The organism is Nonomuraea sp. NPDC052129, from assembly GCF_040680095.1.
Lineage (GTDB): Bacteria > Actinomycetota > Actinomycetes > Streptosporangiales > Streptosporangiaceae > Nonomuraea.
Map to the genome: position 1 here is coordinate 42,353 of NZ_JBFAVX010000024.1, position 15,837 is coordinate 58,189.

A 15,837-nucleotide genomic window follows, 5' to 3' on the forward strand; every position below is an offset into this window, starting at 1 on the left:
GCCGAACCGTTGAATCGGATCTGGATCGGAGTGGCGACGGAGGGCGTGCCAGAATAGCGGGGAAACGTTTTCTCAGCTGGCTGCGGGAGCTTGGACACATGGCAGACGAACCGGCCGGGCGGCTCACGTACCGCAACCCCGTGCTCAACGCCGACTGGCCCGATCCGGACGTCATCCGTGTCGGTGAGACCTACTACCTGGTCACGTCGAGCTTCAACCGCGCCCCCGGCCTGCCCGTCCTGCGCTCGCCCGACCTGCTGCGCTGGGAGCTGATCGGCCGCGCGCTGCCCGCCGTGCCACCGGCGGAGCACTTCACGGTGCCCCGGCACGGCGGCGGGGCGTGGGCGCCCTCCATCAGGCATCACGACGGCCTGTTCTGGATCTTCTACCCCGACCCCGACCACGGGGTTCATGTGCTGACGGCGACGGATCCGGCTGGGCCGTGGTCGGTGCCCCACCTCCTGCTCCCCGGGCCTGGCGTGATCGACCCCTGCCCGCTTTGGGACGACGACGGGCGCGCCTGGCTGGTGTTCGGGTGGGCGAAGAGTCGCAGTGGCATCAGCAACCGGCTGTCGCTGGTGGAGATGACGCCGGACGCCCGCGAGATCATCGGCACGCCCGTCACCGTCATCGACGGGGACGCCCTGCCCGGCTACTCGACGCTGGAGGGGCCCAAGGTCTACAAGCGCGATGGCTGGTACTGGATCTTCGCCCCGGCCGGGGGTGTCGCGACCGGCTGGCAGTCGGTGTTCCGGTCACGGTCGCCGGCGGGCCCGTACGAGGACCGCGTGGTCCTGGAGCAGGGTGACACGCCGGTCAACGGGCCGCACCAGGGGGCCTGGGTCACCACGCCGGAGGGCGAAGACTGGTTCCTGCACTTTCAGGACCGTGGCGTGTTCGGCCGGGTGGTCCACCTACAGCCGATGCGCTGGGGGGACGACGGGTGGCCGGTGATGGGGGTGGAGGGACATCCCGTCCTGGAACACCCGGCCCCGGCGCGCGCCTCGGCGGCGGTCCTTCACTCGGCACCGGCGCCGGGACCGCACCCGGCGCAGGGACCGCACCCGGCTCCGGCCCGTGCTTCGGCGCTGGGCCCTCGCCCGGCCTCGGCTCGTGCTTCGGCGCTGGCCCCTCGCCCGGCCCGTGCCGGGCAGGCGGAGCCGGGGCGGGACGACGACTTCCGGGCGGGGGAGCTGGGGCCGCAGTGGTACTGGCAGGCGAATCCGGCTCCCGGCCTGCTCCGTCTGGACGGCGACGGTCAAGCCAGACTGCGCGCGGTGCCCAACGACCGGGGCAACCTGCGGAACCTGGCACAGGTGCTCGGCCAGCAGATGCCCGGTGTGGCCGCGCGGTTCACCACCACACTCCGGCTTGCGGCGGATGAGCCGGGGGCCAGGGCCGGAGTGGTCGTGCTCGGCGCCTCTTACGCGTACGTGGGATTGGCGCGCGACCGTGACGGGCTCAGCGTCGAGGTCCGGACGTACCAGGACGGTGATGAGGGCGAGGTGACACGGTTCAGCGCACGGCTGCCCGACGAGACCGCGATCGTCGGGCTACGGATCGACTCCGACGGCGCGGGGGTCTGCGTGCTGCGCTTCCGCCACCGCGGTGGCAACGGCGGCGCTGATGAGAGTGGCGCTGGTGACGGCTGGGTCACCGGATTCGAGGGGTTCCAGGCGGAGCAGGGACGGTGGATCTCGGCGGAACTCGGCCTGTTCGCGGCCGCCCCGCCCGGTTCGCCCGGCGAGGGCACGGCCGTCTTCGGCCCGGTGACCATCCATCCCCGCGCGCGTTGACAGCAGCTCCGGCTTCGCCGAGCTGGAACGCCGCGGGTTCTTCCTGGTCAAGCAGGCACCCGAAACGGCGGCCGCCGCACTCGGAGTCAGCCGCTTCACCATCTACCAGAATGTGGGCCAGTGCTCCGGCGTTTACACCGAGGGTGAAGGCCCACGCGGGAGTGCCCGCTAGGGCGCGAGCGTGCCCTGACCTTTCAGGTTTTGTCGGCAGCTTCGCTCACACCGGTCGTTTCTGCTGCTCGATGTACTGCTTGAGCACGGTGAGCGGCGCCCCGCCGACCGACCCGGCGAAGTAGGAACCAGACCAGAAATGTCCGCCCCAGAGGTGTTCGCGGACGTGTGCGCTGTATTCCTTACGAAGCATCCGGGCCGAGACCCCTTTAAGCGAGTTGACGAGTTTGGACAGGGCGAGTTTGGGCGGGTAGTGGATGAGCAGGTGGACGTGGTCGTGCTCGCCGTTGAACTCGCGCAGTTCGACCTCGAAGTCGGCGCATACCTCGCGCATGAGTTCCTCGCAGCGGATCAGCATCTCGTCGGTGAACACCCCACGCCGGTACTTTGTCACGAACACCAAATGGGCATGAAGGGTGTGAACGACATGTCGTCCCCTTCTCACGTCGGGGTTCGGATTCCATCGCGGTGACATAAACCAAACGATACGATCAGCGCGTGGAGCAGGTGAAGCGGACTCGTGCGCACGTGGCGCGACTCGACCTCAGCCCGGCCCAGGAGGCCGCTTTGGACGGTCAAGCCCACACCGCGCGTGCCGTGTGGAACCTGCTCCATGAGTTCACCACCTTCCGCCAGGCCCGCCTCGCGTCATTGAAGGAGTGCGACGCGGCGATTCGCCAGGCCCGCCACGAGATCGAGTGGATGGGGCAGTTGCCCGCTCAGGCCGCGCAGGCCGTGCTGAAGACCTACCGGCAGGCGTGGGCGAACTTCTTCAATCCCGACCACCCGGCCGAGCGGCCGACGTTCAAGGCCCGGTTGGGGTGCCGGATGGCCGTGGATGTCCCCCAGGCCCGTGACTTGCGGATCACCCGGATCAGCCGCAGGTGGGGTGCGGTGAACTTGCCCAAACTCGGGCGGGTGAGGTTCCGGTGGACCAAAGACCTGCCCGGCCTCGCCAAGGGCGCACCCTGCGGGAGGATCACCGGGGCTCGCCTGGTGAAACAAGCCTACGGGTGGACCATCGTCTTCCGTACCGAGCTGCTCGTGCGCGCCCCCGTGCCGCACACTGGGCCGAAGGCAGGCATGGACCGGGGCATCGCGGTCGCCCTGGCTCTGTCCAACGGGGAGCATCTTCGGCATGGTCCGTGGCTCAGTAGCGGGCAGCGTGAGCGGCTGTTGCGTCTGGAGCGCAAAAGCGCCCGTCAGCGTGCCAGCCGCAGGAAAGGTGCCCCGGTCTCCAAGCGGGAGCGTCGCACCTATGACCAGATCGCCCGGCTCCGCGCGACAGCCAAGCGCCGAGCCGTCGACTGGCAGCATCAGAACACGACCGGCCTCGCACGGCAGTTCAGCGCGATCGTGGTCGAAGACCTGACCATCACCGCCATGATGGCCTCGGCGTCCGGGACGGTGCGGCAGCCGGGGCGGGGCGTCGCCCAGAAGCGGGGCCTGAACCGCTCGATCGCGGGTGAGGCGTGGGGCCGGACGGTGGAGTTGCTGACCTACAAGGCCGCCGATCGTGGCGGTCTGGTCGCCACGGTCGACCCGCGCGGCACCAGCCAGGAGTGCCACCGCTGCCACACCACCACGAAAGGATCGCGCGAGACGCAGTCGCGGTTCGCGTGCAAGAACCCGGCGTGCGGATGGATCGGCAACGCCGACACCAACGCGGCTCCGCTGAGCAATCCGCTTGACGGCCGGACACGCCCGTCGGCACGGCGCATCAAAGGCCGGGGACGGGACCCGTGCTGCCACGCACTTCGATGCGGGGACGGAAGCTGAGGTCGTGGTCCGGCTTGTCGCCGTTGAGCAGCGCGTGCAGCCGCTTCCACGCCTCCTCGCCCAGCTCGACGACCGGCACCGACGCCGTGGTCAGCGGCGGCGTCGTGTACTTCGCGAACGGGATGTCGTCGAACCCGGTCAGCGACAACTGCTCCGGCACGCGTACGCCCCGCTCGTTCAGCGCGCTGAGCAGCCCCATCGCCACCAGGTCGTTGAACCCGAGCACCCCGGTCGCCCCCGACGCGAGCACCGCGTCCGCCACGGCGTGCCCGCGCTCGAACGTGACCCCGCACGGAATGCCGAGCACATCGGCGTCGGGATGCTCGGCGCGGAACCGGGCGAGGCCGGTCAGCCGCCGGGTGTTGGAGACGCTGTCGGGATTGCCCTCCAGGTAGGCGATCCGGCGGTGCCCGAGCTGATAGAGGTGCCGGGCGAGCGGCTGAATGCCCGCCTCGTAGTCGGCGGTGAGGGTCGGCGCCGGGACGTACGGACTCTCGCGGTTGATCAGGACGACCGGCGCCAGCTCGGGCAGCAGGACCCTGAGCCTGTCCTCCGGCATCCTGGGCGCGCAGAGCACGATCGCGTCGCAGCAGCGGCGCGCCTCCAGCGCCAGGGTGCCCTCCTCGTCGGCCGTTTCGAGGGAGTCCGCCACCAGTACGTGGTAGTTGTCCCTGGCGGCGGCGCGGGTCAGGCCGCGCAGCACGCTCTGGAACGTCGGATTCTCCAGGTCCGGCACCAGGATGGCCACGCGCTGCGTGCGGCCCAGCACGAGCGAACGGGCCAGCGGGCTGGCCGAGTAGTGCAGCTCGCTCGCCACGGCGCGGACCCGCTCGGCGATCGCCGGGTCCACGTGGGCGTTGCCGTTCATCACCCGGGAGACCGTGGAGATGGAGACCCCGGCCTGCTTCGCGACCGCGGTGATGGTCGCCGGCCTGCCGCTCGCGCCCCTGGCCATGCGCCGTCCTTCGTGTGACTCGCTGGAGGTGGCTCGGGAATGCCGCCGAGAAAACCCTTTCAAGCGATGATATCCGCAGCCGGGGAGGGGAATCCGTCGCCGCGTCCTGGTCGCGTTTCACACGTGCATCCACGCCGCGGCCCATCTGACGACGGTCAGGCGATCGCCTCCAGCCCCGCGACAACACCTCCGCTCAGCAAGCCGACGACCAGGATCAGCGGGCTGCCCTTGAGGGCGGCCACGGCGTGGAAGCGCAGGTCCCGGTACTCCCGCATGCCCTCGGTGCCCGGTAGCACCATCAGGCGGGGGCGCAGTCCGGCGAAGACGATCCAGTCGAGCACCACCAGGTCGTACACCGACAGGGTGAGGAACATGAGCGCCCCCGCCACGGCGGCCGGGCCGAAGCCCAGGTCGGTGCCGAGGTCCGCGCGCAGGCGGAGCATCGCCGCGACCGTCAGGGGTGCGCAGCACAGCCCCCAGAAGAGCACCCCCACCCAGGTCGCCACCCGGCGGCCGCGCGCGCTCTTGGGTTTGGCGTAACGCTCCTGGATGGCCGGGGGGTAGTCGTTCAGCAGGAAATCGCGGCTGACGAACGTCCCGGCGAAGATCGTCACGGTGAAGAGCACGCTCATCACCAGCCCGAATCCCACTCCGTATTCGACGACCAGAGACCACCGCATGCCGTTTCCTCCTTGGTAAGCGTCGGCTAAGTGTGGAGGGGGAGACGGCTTAAAGTCAACGGTGTGTGAAGTTCAACGGATCCGGCTAGCATGGCTCGGTGCCCGCCCGCCGCCGACGCCCCGAAGTCCGTATGGGCAGGCCCACCCTGACCAAGGAACGGATCGCCCGCGCCGCGCTGCGCGTTCTCGGCTGGGGCGGTCCCACGGAGCTGACCATGCGCAACGTCGCCGCCGAGCTCCATGTGTCGCCGCGTGCCCTGTACAACTACGTCAGCGATCGCGATGACCTGCTGCGCGAGGTGCTGGCGATCTGCCACGCCGACCGTCCCGAACCGCGCCTGGATCCGGGGCGGTGGCGTGAGAGCCTCCGCGACTACTGCCTCGACCTGCGGTCCTGGTACCGAGCCCACCCCGGCCTGCTGGCGCTCGCCCACGCCGAGAACCTCACCCACCTGGCCACCCCCGGCCTGCTCGACGCCGACGACGCGCTGGTGGGCTTCTTCCTCGCGCTTGGGCTGAGCCCGCAGAACGCCTACCGCGCCTGGACGATCACCGTGCTCCAGGTGGCCGGTTTCGCCGAGATCTGGGACACCTGGCACGACCGCCCGCCCGCTGGGCTGCTCCCCGCCGCCGTGGCGACGGCACCACCCGCCGAGGGCCGGCCGCATCTGGGGCGGATCGGCGAGGAGGTCGTCGTGGAGCCGCCGGACGTGCTGTTCGAGTCGGTGGTGGTCATGCTGACGGCCGGTATCGAAGGGGCCCTTCTCCGCCCGGCCTCGGGAGGCGCCGACACCCGGGCCTCGGGAGGCGCCGACACCCGGGCCTCGGGAGGCGCCGACACCCGGGCCTCGGGAGACGCTGGCGCTCCGGCCTCGGGGGGCGCTGGCCCTTAGGCCCTGGGAGGCGCCGACGCTCCGGCCTGAGCGTCGTCCGATCCGTTCGGCTGTACGTCGGGTCAGCTGTACGTCGGGGCGCCCCCGGTATGGCAGCTGATCTCCATGCCGTCCTCCACCGGGAAGGCGACGCTGACGTATCCGTTCGCCGGATCGCGTACGTAGTCCAGATAGTCGGCCATGGAGGCGAAGGTGACGTCGTCGGCCACCACCAGCGCGCCCGGCGCCAACCGGGGCTCCAGTAGCCGGAGCACCGGCAGGCTCAGTTCCTTCCACCCGTCCATCAGCACCAGGCCGATCGGTCCTGGCACCTCGGCGAGGGTGTCCAGGGCGTTGCCGGGCAGGATCGTCACCACGCCGCCGAGCCCGGCCTCGTCCAGGTTCGCGCGGGCGGTGGCGACCTTGGTCGCGCTCATCTCGGTGCCGTACACCCGGCCCGTGCCGTTGTCGGTGACCGCGGCGGCCAGGTACACCGTGGAGATCCCGAACGAGGTGCCGAACTCCACGACGGTCTCCGGGCGGGCGGCCCGCACCAGCGTGTAGAGAAGGTCGCCGCCCCGAGCGGAGATCGGCAGGTACAGGGCCGCCAGGGCGTCGGCGCGCTCTTGCGCGGTGGCGGTCTCCAGGGAACCGCCGGGGAGCGGCCCGCACGGCGCGTCGTCGTCGAGCGTCGCGGCGGCGAACAGCCGGTCGAGCACGGTACGGACCAGCGGAGAGTGCAGGGTGTTTGTCATGGCCCATAGATTAGACGCACCGTTGCGTCTTGTCTATTGGGGAGGTGAGCGCCCGTACGATCGGGATTGTGGAGAAGCGTGAGCTGGGCAGGACGGGCAGGCAGGTCGGCGTGGTCGGCCTCGGGGCGTGGCAGCTGGGCGCCGACTGGGGCGCGGTCGGGGAGGATGACGCGCTGGCCACGCTGCACGGCGCCGTGGACGCCGGGGTGACGTTCATCGACACCGCCGACGTGTACGGCGACGGGCGCAGCGAGCGCATCGTCGGCCAGCTGATCAAGGAACGCCCCGGCCTGACGGTGGCCACCAAGATGGGGCGCCGGGTGCCGCAGGAGGTGTCGGCCTACACCCTCGACAACTTCCGGGCCTGGAACGACCGGTCCAGGAAGAATCTCGGCGTGGACACCCTCGACCTGGTGCAGCTCCACTGCCCGCCGACTCCGGTCTATTCGGACCAGGCGGTCTACGACGCGCTCGACACCATGGTCGAGGAGGGCAGGATCGCCGCCTACGGGGTGAGCGTCGAGACCTGCGCGGAGGCAATGACCGCGATCGCCCGGCCGAACGTCGCCACCGTGCAGATCATCCTCAACGCCTTCCGGCTGAAGCCGCTGGAGGAGGTGCTGCCGGCGGCGGCCGAGGCCGGGGTCGGGATCATCGCCCGGGTCCCGCTGGCCAGCGGCCTGCTGTCAGGCCGGTACGACGAGCACACCCGCTTCTCCGACGACGACCACCGCGCCTACAACCGGCACGGGGAGGCGTTCGACGTCGGTGAGACGTTCTCGGGTGTCGACTACGACACTGGACTGCGGGCCGTGGCCAGGCTCAAGCCGCTGGTGCCGGAGGGGATGACGACCGCCCAGTTCGCGCTGCGGTGGATCATCGACCAGCCCGGCGTCAGCGTGGTCATCCCCGGGGCCCGCGACGCGCGGCAGGCCCGCGCCAACGCCGCCGCGGCCGGGCTCCCCGCGCTCACGGAGGAGACCCGGGCGGCGGTCACCGCCGTCTACGACGAGCTGATCCGCCCCCAGGTCCACCACCGCTGGTAACCCGGCTACTGCTGGCCGGGCCGTCGGGCCGGGGCCGGGGCGGGGCCGGCCGTGCCGTCCGTGAAGCGGCCCGGCCGGAACGGCGCCAGCAGCGCCGACTCCTCCCCGAACAGCTCGCCCGCCACCTCATCCATCAGCAGCGGCGCCGGCGTGATCCCGCTGTGCGTGGCCACCGTGTACACCCGCCGCCCCGCTCCGCGAACCCGGCCACGGTCAGCCCGTCGCCGGGCATCGCCCGGCGGCCCACGACCGCGCGCTCCACCGTGGCGCCCTCGGTCGCCCGCAGCACGTTCGGCAGCAGCCCCATGATCTCGTCCAGGACCGCGCCTGGCACGTCGGCCGCGGGGTCGTCCGCCCGGTCGTCCAGGTGCGGGGAGTGCAGCAGCTGCCGCCCGCCGCCGTCGGGCCGCAGGTTGAGCCCGGTGGTGGTGAGGAATCGGGACAGCCGGGCGGGCACCGGCGAGGTGGTGACCAGGAACCCGTTGGTGATCCGGCCGGACACCGCCGGATCCAGCATCGGGACGGTCGTCCCGGCCAGCGCCGCGACCCCTTGCGTCTGCGGCGGGAATGTCACGTACCGGCCGTGTGCCGGGCGCACGTGAAGCGTGCCCGGCGCCGAGGGCACCGGGCACGCAAGGGTGCGTGGGAAGGGCTGTTCTCAGCCGGTACGGAGCGTCAGCCCGTACACGCTGAGGATCTCGTTGACCGGCTGGAAGTAGGTCGTCCCGCCGCTGCTGCAGTTTCCGGAGCCGCCGGAGGTGACGCCCTGGGCCTGGCTGCCGGAGATGAACGAGCCGCCGGAGTCGCCGGGCTCGGCGCACACGTTGGTGCGGGTGAGGCCGGTGACGGTGCCCTCCGCGTACCTCACGGTGGCGTTGAGCTGCTGGACGGTCCCGCAGTGCCAGCCGGTGGTCGAACCGGAGCGGCAGATGGAGGAGCCGACGCCGGCCGCGGTGGAACCGCGGACGGTGACGTTCGCGCCGCCCGCGCCGCGTACGTACGGCGTAGCGGTGTTACCGGGGGCGGCGACCCAGGAGTAGTCGTTGCCCGGGAACGAGGCGCCCTGGAAGGTGCCCGTCGGGTTGGTGGTGTTGTTGGCTACCCGGCAGTGCCCGGCGGAGACGAAGCCGGGGGTGCTGCCCTTGGTGACGGCGAAGCCGATGCTGCACCGGGCGCCGCCGATGTAGTAGGGGGCGCCGCCGACGATGTTGATCAGGGTCCGCGGCTGCTCGCCGGAGACGGTTACGCGGATCGCGTTCTTGTCGACGCCGGCGGCCGCGGCGAGGGCGTCACCGGCCGCCTGCTGCCCGGCGACGATGACGACGCTGTTGGTGGTCACGTCGATGTACCACAGAGACGCGCCGGCCTTGGCCTGGTCCGACGCCCGGTCGATCTGGTCCTTGACCGCGGTGAGCTGGGCCAGCGTCCGCGAGACGAGCACGGGTTGCGCGCCCTTCGCCTCGATGGAGCCGGTGGTGGCCGGGTCCGTCGTCGCGACCATGAGCTTGGCGGCGTCGGCGGTCAGCCAGGATCCGCCGTAGGAGGCGCCGAGCGAGGACGTCAGTGCGGCCTCCGTGGCCGCCGCGCGCTGCTCGTTGGCCAGCCGGGTGATGACCTGCTGCTCGGACAGGCCGAGGTCGCGCTCGAGGGAGTCGATCACGGACGGCGGGGTCGACTCCGACGGGACGGGAGACGGGGAGGCCGCCGCGGCGGGGGTGAGGGGGGTGGTGGCCAGGCAGGCCGCCACGATGGTGGCGCCTAAGAGAGGCCAGCGCTTACTCCGCATGTGCACTCCTTTGTGGGGGTGCCTGTCAAGCTAGCGGTTGGTAGGGATTGGCATAGATGGCAAACGACCCCTATCACGGTGGTATGGCCCCGGCTCGCGGTGGTGGGACGGCCCTCCGGTGGCTGGTCAGCCAGGCCCCCAGCGGTGGGTCAGCCGCCCAGGCCGCGGACGATGAGGTCGACCGCCGCCTCGAAGGTGCGGTCGGCCTCCTCGGCGTCCTGGCCCTGGCCGATGTGCCCGGCCGTCTCGGCGAACACCAGGCCCGCCACGAACCCGTACAGCACGTCCGCCGTGCGCCGCTGCTCACCCTGCGGCACGCCCGCCGCCTCCAGGATCGGGAACAGCACGCCCCACAGGCCGCCCTCCCGGTCGGCGGTGATCTCCGGGTGGGCGTACACATAGCGCCACATCTCCGGGTGGTCGGTGGTGAGCCGGCGATAGGCGCGCGCGAGGATGCGCAGCCGCTCCTGCCAGGGCAGCGACTCGTCCGGCGGGAGATCGAGGCGCTGGACGTTGGTGTCGCAGATCTGCGTCAGCAGCGCCATCTTGTTGTCCACGTGGTGATAGAGCGACATCGGATTGACGTCGAGCTCGGCGGCCAGCTTGCGCATCGACAGCCCTTCCACGCCCACCTCGTCCACCATGCGCAACGCCGTGGTGTAGATCTCCTCGAGGGTCAGCGGGGTTCCCCTGCGCGCGCTCACTGCCATACACCGTATGGTAGCGTGAGCCATACGGTGTATGGCTACCCGAAAGGAGTGCTGATGAGAGAGATCCCCGCCCCCCGGGGGCTGCCGATCGTCGGAAACGCGTTCCAGGTGCCCGCCCACTCGCCCATGACCTACTTCGAGGAGGTCGCGCGGGCGCACCCGGAGGGCATCTACCAGCTCGACCTGCTCGGCCGCCAGGTCGTGGTGATCCACGATCCGGATCTGGTGGCCGAGGCGTGCGACGAGACGCGGTTCCGCAAGGAGATCAACCCGCCCTTGTCGATCGTCCGCGACTTCGCCGGCGACGGGCTGTTCACGGCCAGGCCGGACGAGCCCGTCTGGGGTCACGCGCACCGGATCCTCATGCCGGCCTTCAGCCAGCGGTCGATGAAGGCGTACTACCCGCAGATGCTGGAGGTCGCCGACCGGCTCGTGGAGTCCTGGGCGGGGCGTCCGGGGCAGGATCTGCCGGTGGCCGACGACATGACCAGGCTCACCCTCGACACGATCTCGCTGACCGGGTTCGGCTACCGGTTCGACTCCTTCGACTCGCCCGAGCTGCACCCGTTCCTGACGGCGATGGGCGGCGCGCTGACCGAGGCGATGCTGCGCAACCAGCAGCTCCCGTTCGTCACCAAGCTCAAGCGCAAGCAGGAGGTCGCCTACCGGGCCGACATCGAGCTGATGCGCGAGCTGGTCGACGACGTGATCAGGCGGCGCCGCGCGGAGGACGGCGCCGCCGCCAAGGACCTGCTCGGCCTGATGCTGGAGGCGTCCGACCCGAAGACCGGCGCCCGGCTCTCCGACGCGAACATCCGCGACCAGGTCCTCACCTTCCTGATCGCCGGACACGAGACCACCAGCGGCCTGCTCTCCTTCGCGCTGTACAACCTGCTGCGCGACCCCCACACCCTGGCCAGGGCCTACGACGAGGTCGACCGGCTGCTGCCGGGCGACGAGCCGCCGGCCTACGAGACGGTCATGAAGCTGGATGTGATCTCCCGGATCCTGGAGGAGACGCTGCGGGTCTGGTCCCCGATCCCGGCCTTCACCGTGAACGCCATCGCGGACACCACGCTCGGCGGTGAGTACGAGGTGGCGGCGGGGGCGCCGGTCATCGTCCTGCTGCCGTCGCTGCACCGCAACCCGAGGGCGTGGGACCGGCCCGACGAGTTCGACATCGACCGCTGGCTGCCCGAGAACAAGCGTGACCATCACCCCGGCGCCTACAAGCCGTTCGGCAACGGCGAGCGGGCCTGCATCGGCCGCCAGTTCGCGCTCACCGAGGCCAGACTTGCGCTGGCGATGATCCTTCGGCGCTTCGCCGTCTCCGACCCCGCCGTCTACAAGATGAAGATCAAGCAGACGCTCACCCTGAAGCCCGACGGGTTCACCGTCCGGGTGCGCGAGCGCCGTCCCCACGAGCGCGTCACCGTGCTCGGGCAGCCGATCGAGGTGGAGGAGCAGCAGGACATCGCCGTCACCGGCGTCGCGCTCACCGTCGCCTACGGCTCCAACCTGGGCACCTGCGCCGACATCGCCGAGCGGCTGGCCGAGCGCGCCGGGCGGGCCGGCTTCGCCACCACGCTGACCACCCTCGACGAGCTGGTCCCGCCGAGCGAGGGGCTACTCCTGGTGGTCGCCTCCTCCTACAACGGCAAGGCGCCCGACAACGCCCAGCACTTCGACGCGCTGGAGGAACTGCCCGACCTGTCGGGAGTACGGCTGGCGCTGCTGGGCTGCGGCAACACCCAGTGGCCCACGTACCAGGACTTCCCCCGCCGCGCCTTCGCCAAGCTGACGGCGGCCGGTGCCGTACCCCTGATCGAGCGGGGCGAGGCCGACGCCGACGGCGACTTCGACGGCGACGTGTCGGCGTGGACCGCCAAACTGTGGGCGGCGACGGCCGAGGAGTACAGCGCGTCGGCCGCCGACGCGGGGCCGCGCTACCAGATGGAGGTGCTCAGCGAGGCGGAGGTACGGCCCGCGGTGGTGTCCGCGCGGGCGTTCCCGCTGACCGTGGTCTCCAACGAGGAGCTGACCGGCGACCCGGCCGGGCTGTGGGACTTCTCGCTGGAGGCGCCGCGGCCCGGCGTGCGCTCGATCGTGGCGCGGCTGCCCGAGGGCGTGACCTACTCGGCGGGCGACCACGTGGCCGCCTTCGCCAAGAACGACCCGGAGCTGGTGGAGTGGGCACTGCGCTGCCTGCGCGTCCCGCGCGAGCAGGTCGTACGCCTGCGCACCGGCGGGGCCACGCACCTTCCCGTGGACACGCCGGTGACGGCCGGGCTGCTGCTGACCGAGTTCGCCGAGTTGCAGGAGGTGGCCACCAGGTCGGACCTGGCGGCCCTGGCCGCGCACACCTCGTGCCCGTGGACGCGGAGCCAGCTCGACGCGCTGACCGCCGACTACGCCGACGAGATCCTGGCCAAGCGGGTCTCCCCGCTGGCGCTGCTCGACCGCTTCCCGGCGATCGAGCTGCCACTGCCGGTCTTCCTGGAGATGGCCGGGCCGATCCGGCCGCGCTACTACTCCGTCTCCTCCTCGCCGCTGGCCGACCCCGCCCTGGTCAGGATCACGGTCGGGCTGGTGGAGGGCCCTGCGTGGTCGGGCAGCGGCGAATATCGCGGGATGTGCTCGGCCTACCTGGCCGGGCTGGCGCCCGGGGAGAGCTTCTACGGCTACATCCGGGTGCCCGCGCCGCCGTTCCGGCTGCCCGAGGACCCCGCCACGCCGGTGATCCTCGTCGGTCCCGGCACCGGGTTCGCGCCGCTGCGGGGGTTCCTGGAGGAGCGGGCGCTGACCGGGGCCACCGGGCGGGCCGAGGTGTTCGCCGGGTGCCGCCATCCTTCGCATGACTGGCTCTACCGGGATGAGGTGGAGGGCTGGGCGTCGGCTGACGGGGTGCACGTGAGCGTGGCCTACTCGGCGGTGGCCGGGCATCCGTACCGGATCGTGCAGGACGCGATCGCCGCGCGGAGCGAGGCGGTGTGGGAGCTGCTGGAGGCCGGGGCGCACGTGTACGTCTGCGGGGACGGGCTGCGCATGGCGCCCGCCGTACGGCGGGCCTTGCTCGCCATCCACCGGGACAAGACCGGGACGGACGGCGAGGCGTGGCTGGCCGCGCTCGAAGAGCAGGGTCGTTACCAGCAGGACGTCTTCGCCTGATCTCCGCGTTCTTGGGCGCCGCCTGCGGCTTTCCGCAGGTGGCGCTGGGCGAACCTTTATCCCAAAACCCGGATTAGCGGACCATCCTTGGATATAAGTGCAGCATGCGTGACATATCCGTGGAACATGCTGGAAACCTTCCACGGGCACTGTGAGAGCCTCTGGAAAGGGGGCGGGTCATGCTGCTCAGACTGAGGGTGTCGTTGCCGGACCGGCCCGGGGGGCTGGGCCAGGTCGCGCGGTCACTCGGTGCGTTGGGTGCCGACATTTTGCAGGTCACCGTGCTGGAACGGGAGACGGGCCGGGCGGTGGACGACTTCACGGTGTCCTGGCCCGGGAAGGTGACGCCGGACGAGGTGCGCGACCGGCTCTCGGCCGTCCCGGGCGTACGCGTCGAGGGGGTCTGGCCGACCAAGGACCTCCCGGGCTCGGCGCCCGACTACGACCTGCTCATGCACGTCGCGTCGGAGCCGTCGCGGGGGATCGCGACGCTGGTGGACGCGCTGCCGGGGCTGTGCGGCGCCGAGTGGTCGATAGCGCTGGCGGGCGACGTCGTACGGCATGCCAGTCTGGGCGCGCCGGAGGTGTTCGAACTGCTGGAGCCGCCGCTCAGGGCCGCCACGCGCGCGGCCGACGACCTGCGGCTGATGCTGCTGCCGGTCGACACCCACGGGCTGCACGTGGTCGTCGCCCGCGCGGCGGGACCGCACTTCCACCGCGCCGAACTCGAACGAGCCGCGCGCATCGTGGCCGTGGTCTCCAAACTGTCCTCGGTGGTCGCCTCGCCCCGCTGACACGTATGCCCAGGTTTGTCCTCGGTGGTCGGCTCAGCCCCGCTGACACGTACGGCGAGGTTTGTCCGAGGGGACGCTTCTCCAACGCGCGTATCGTTGGCCCCGGCCGTGGCAACGCTGAGGAGGAGCCGGTGGATTTCGAGCTGAGCGACGAGCAGAGGGCCTTCCGGGAGACCCTGCGGGCCTTCGTCGACAAAGAGATCATGCCCGTCGCCATCGAGTGGGAGCACTCCGGGCGCTACCCCACGGAGATCGTCGACAAGATGAAGGCGATGGGGCTCTTCGGCCTCAGCGTGCCCGAGGAGTACGGCGGACTCGGGGCGGACATGGTGTCGTTCGCCCTGGTCTTCGAGGAGATCGCCCGGGGCTGGATGGGGGTCGCGGGCACCATCGGGTCTCACTCGCTGGCCTGCTGGATGATCGCTCGGCACGGCACCGAGGAGCAGAAGTCGCGCCATCTCCCGGATCTGGCGACCGGAGCCCGCCGTACCGGGATCGCGCTCACCGAGCCCGGGGCCGGGACGGATCTGCAGGGCATTCAGACCAGGGCAGTACGCGACGGCGACCACTATGTCGTGACCGGCACCAAGACGTGGATCACCAACGCCCGCCACGCCGATCCGTTGCCCGTGCTGGTGAAGACGTCCGTCACCGAACCCGCGCACAAGGGGATGTCGGTGCTGCTCGTCGATCCGGCGGCCGAGGGGTTCGGGGTCAGCCGGGATCTGCCCAAGCTCGGCTACAAGGGGACCGAGACGTGCGAGGTCGTGCTCGACGGTGTGCGCGTGCCCGTGGACGCGCTGCTCGGCGGGGTCGAGGGGCGCGGCATGCAGCAGGTGCTCGGCGGGCTGGAGATCGGGCGGATCAACATCGCCGCCCGCGCGGTCGGTGTCGCGCAGGCCGCCTACGACGCCGCGCTCGGCTACGCCCGCGAGCGCAACGCCTTCGGGCAGCCCATCGCCGACTTCCAGGCCGTACAGCTCAAGCTGGCCGACATGGCGACCGAGATCCAGGCGGCCCGGCTGCTGACGTACTGGGCGGCGTCCCAGGCCGACAGTGGGAAGCGGGTCGACATGGAGGCGGGGATGGCCAAATACTTCGCCTCCGAGGTGGCGTTGAAGGCGTCGCTGGAGTCGATGCGCATTCATGGTGGATATGGCTATTCGCAGGAGTTCGTGGTCGAGCGGCTCTACCGGGACGCGCCGCTGATGGCCATCGGCGAGGGCACCAACGACGTCCAGCGGCTGGTGATCGCCCGTTCGCTCGTCTCCGGCAAGAACCACGTCGGGTGGTGATGGCTCGGGGGCCGCGGTAGAGCACGCGAC

The 15,837-nt window shown here is 70.9% G+C and carries 16 protein-coding genes; 8 read left to right on the plus strand and 8 right to left on the minus strand.

Annotation, left to right across the window (positions count from 1 at the left end; genetic code table 11):
* Window positions 1–98 precede the first annotated feature (98 nt).
* Together AB0L53_RS38975 and AB0L53_RS38980 are read left to right on the plus strand one after the other, a co-directional pair.
* Window positions 99–1,796, plus strand: coding sequence for a family 43 glycosylhydrolase (locus tag AB0L53_RS38975; protein WP_364005307.1), 1,698 nt, complete (start codon window positions 99–101; stop codon window positions 1,794–1,796).
* 22 nt (window positions 1,797–1,818) lie between these two features.
* On the plus strand, window positions 1,819–1,968 hold the full coding sequence (locus AB0L53_RS38980; RefSeq protein ID WP_364005638.1) for a helix-turn-helix domain-containing protein: 150 nt from the start codon (window positions 1,819–1,821) through the stop codon (window positions 1,966–1,968).
* A gap of 45 nt (window positions 1,969–2,013) precedes the next feature.
* On the opposite strand, the gene tnpA is transcribed toward AB0L53_RS38980, so the two are convergent.
* Window positions 2,014–2,442, minus strand: a complete 429-nt coding sequence (gene tnpA / locus AB0L53_RS38985; protein ID WP_364005310.1) for an IS200/IS605 family transposase — start codon at window positions 2,440–2,442, stop codon at window positions 2,014–2,016.
* A gap of 23 nt (window positions 2,443–2,465) precedes the next feature.
* Between tnpA and AB0L53_RS38990 the strand changes: the two genes are divergently transcribed.
* Window positions 2,466–3,746 carry a transposase gene (locus tag AB0L53_RS38990; RefSeq protein ID WP_364005313.1) on the plus strand — a complete coding sequence of 427 codons (1,281 nt, stop codon included), beginning with the start codon at window positions 2,466–2,468 and terminating at the stop codon, window positions 3,744–3,746.
* Here AB0L53_RS38990 and AB0L53_RS38995 read toward each other — a convergent pair.
* Complete coding sequence (locus AB0L53_RS38995; RefSeq protein WP_364005316.1) at window positions 3,688–4,701, minus strand: LacI family DNA-binding transcriptional regulator; 1,014 nt, start codon at window positions 4,699–4,701, stop codon at window positions 3,688–3,690. The two genes, AB0L53_RS38990 and AB0L53_RS38995, sit on opposite strands and share 59 nt — an antisense overlap.
* 155 nt (window positions 4,702–4,856) lie before the next feature.
* Entirely contained in the window at window positions 4,857–5,381 is a 525-nt protein-coding gene (locus AB0L53_RS39000; protein WP_364005319.1) for a hypothetical protein, read from the minus strand.
* Window positions 5,382–5,479: 98 nt separating this feature from the next.
* Here AB0L53_RS39000 and AB0L53_RS39005 point away from each other — a divergent pair, with 98 nt between their 5' ends.
* The gene (locus tag AB0L53_RS39005; RefSeq protein WP_364005321.1) at window positions 5,480–6,274 is read left to right on the plus strand and encodes a TetR/AcrR family transcriptional regulator; all 795 of its coding nucleotides are present in this window, start codon (window positions 5,480–5,482) and stop codon (window positions 6,272–6,274) included.
* Between the two features lie 62 nt (window positions 6,275–6,336).
* Here AB0L53_RS39005 and AB0L53_RS39010 read toward each other — a convergent pair whose 3' ends face one another.
* A complete protein-coding gene (locus AB0L53_RS39010) occupies window positions 6,337–7,008 on the minus strand; it encodes a class I SAM-dependent methyltransferase (RefSeq protein WP_364005324.1) in 672 nt (223 codons plus the stop codon).
* A 68-nt stretch (window positions 7,009–7,076) separates the two neighbouring features.
* Between AB0L53_RS39010 and AB0L53_RS39015 the strand changes: the two genes are divergently transcribed.
* On the plus strand, window positions 7,077–8,054 hold the full coding sequence (locus AB0L53_RS39015) for an aldo/keto reductase (RefSeq protein WP_364005327.1): 978 nt from the start codon (window positions 7,077–7,079) through the stop codon (window positions 8,052–8,054).
* Window positions 8,055–8,059: 5 nt separating this feature from the next.
* Here AB0L53_RS39015 and AB0L53_RS39020 read toward each other — a convergent pair whose 3' ends face one another.
* The 4 genes from AB0L53_RS39020 to AB0L53_RS39035 all read right to left on the minus strand — a co-directional run bounded on the left by AB0L53_RS39020 (window position 8,060) and on the right by AB0L53_RS39035 (window position 10,550).
* Window positions 8,060–8,227 (minus strand): hypothetical protein, encoded by a 168-nt coding sequence (locus AB0L53_RS39020; protein WP_364005330.1) that lies wholly within the window; start codon window positions 8,225–8,227, stop codon window positions 8,060–8,062.
* Window positions 8,188–8,652: a hypothetical protein gene (locus AB0L53_RS39025; protein ID WP_364005333.1), complete on the minus strand. Its 465-nt coding sequence runs from the start codon at window positions 8,650–8,652 to the stop codon at window positions 8,188–8,190. Before AB0L53_RS39025 ends, AB0L53_RS39020 begins: the two co-directional genes overlap by 40 nt.
* Before the next feature lie 60 nt (window positions 8,653–8,712).
* Window positions 8,713–9,840, minus strand: coding sequence for a S1 family peptidase (locus AB0L53_RS39030; RefSeq protein ID WP_364005336.1), 1,128 nt, complete (start codon window positions 9,838–9,840; stop codon window positions 8,713–8,715).
* A 149-nt stretch (window positions 9,841–9,989) separates the two neighbouring features.
* Window positions 9,990–10,550 carry a WHG domain-containing protein gene (locus tag AB0L53_RS39035; RefSeq protein ID WP_364005339.1) on the minus strand — a complete coding sequence of 187 codons (561 nt, stop codon included), beginning with the start codon at window positions 10,548–10,550 and terminating at the stop codon, window positions 9,990–9,992.
* Between the two features lie 54 nt (window positions 10,551–10,604).
* Here AB0L53_RS39035 and AB0L53_RS39040 point away from each other — a divergent pair, with 54 nt between their 5' ends.
* From AB0L53_RS39040 to AB0L53_RS39050, 3 genes are all read left to right on the plus strand, one after another.
* Window positions 10,605–13,718, plus strand: coding sequence for a cytochrome P450 (locus AB0L53_RS39040; protein ID WP_364005342.1), 3,114 nt, complete (start codon window positions 10,605–10,607; stop codon window positions 13,716–13,718).
* 179 nt (window positions 13,719–13,897) lie between these two features.
* Window positions 13,898–14,512: an amino acid-binding protein gene (locus AB0L53_RS39045; protein WP_364005345.1), complete on the plus strand. Its 615-nt coding sequence runs from the start codon at window positions 13,898–13,900 to the stop codon at window positions 14,510–14,512.
* 131 nt (window positions 14,513–14,643) lie between these two features.
* Complete coding sequence (locus AB0L53_RS39050; RefSeq protein ID WP_225294962.1) at window positions 14,644–15,807, plus strand: acyl-CoA dehydrogenase family protein; 1,164 nt, start codon at window positions 14,644–14,646, stop codon at window positions 15,805–15,807.
* Window positions 15,808–15,837: the final 30 nt, after the last annotated feature.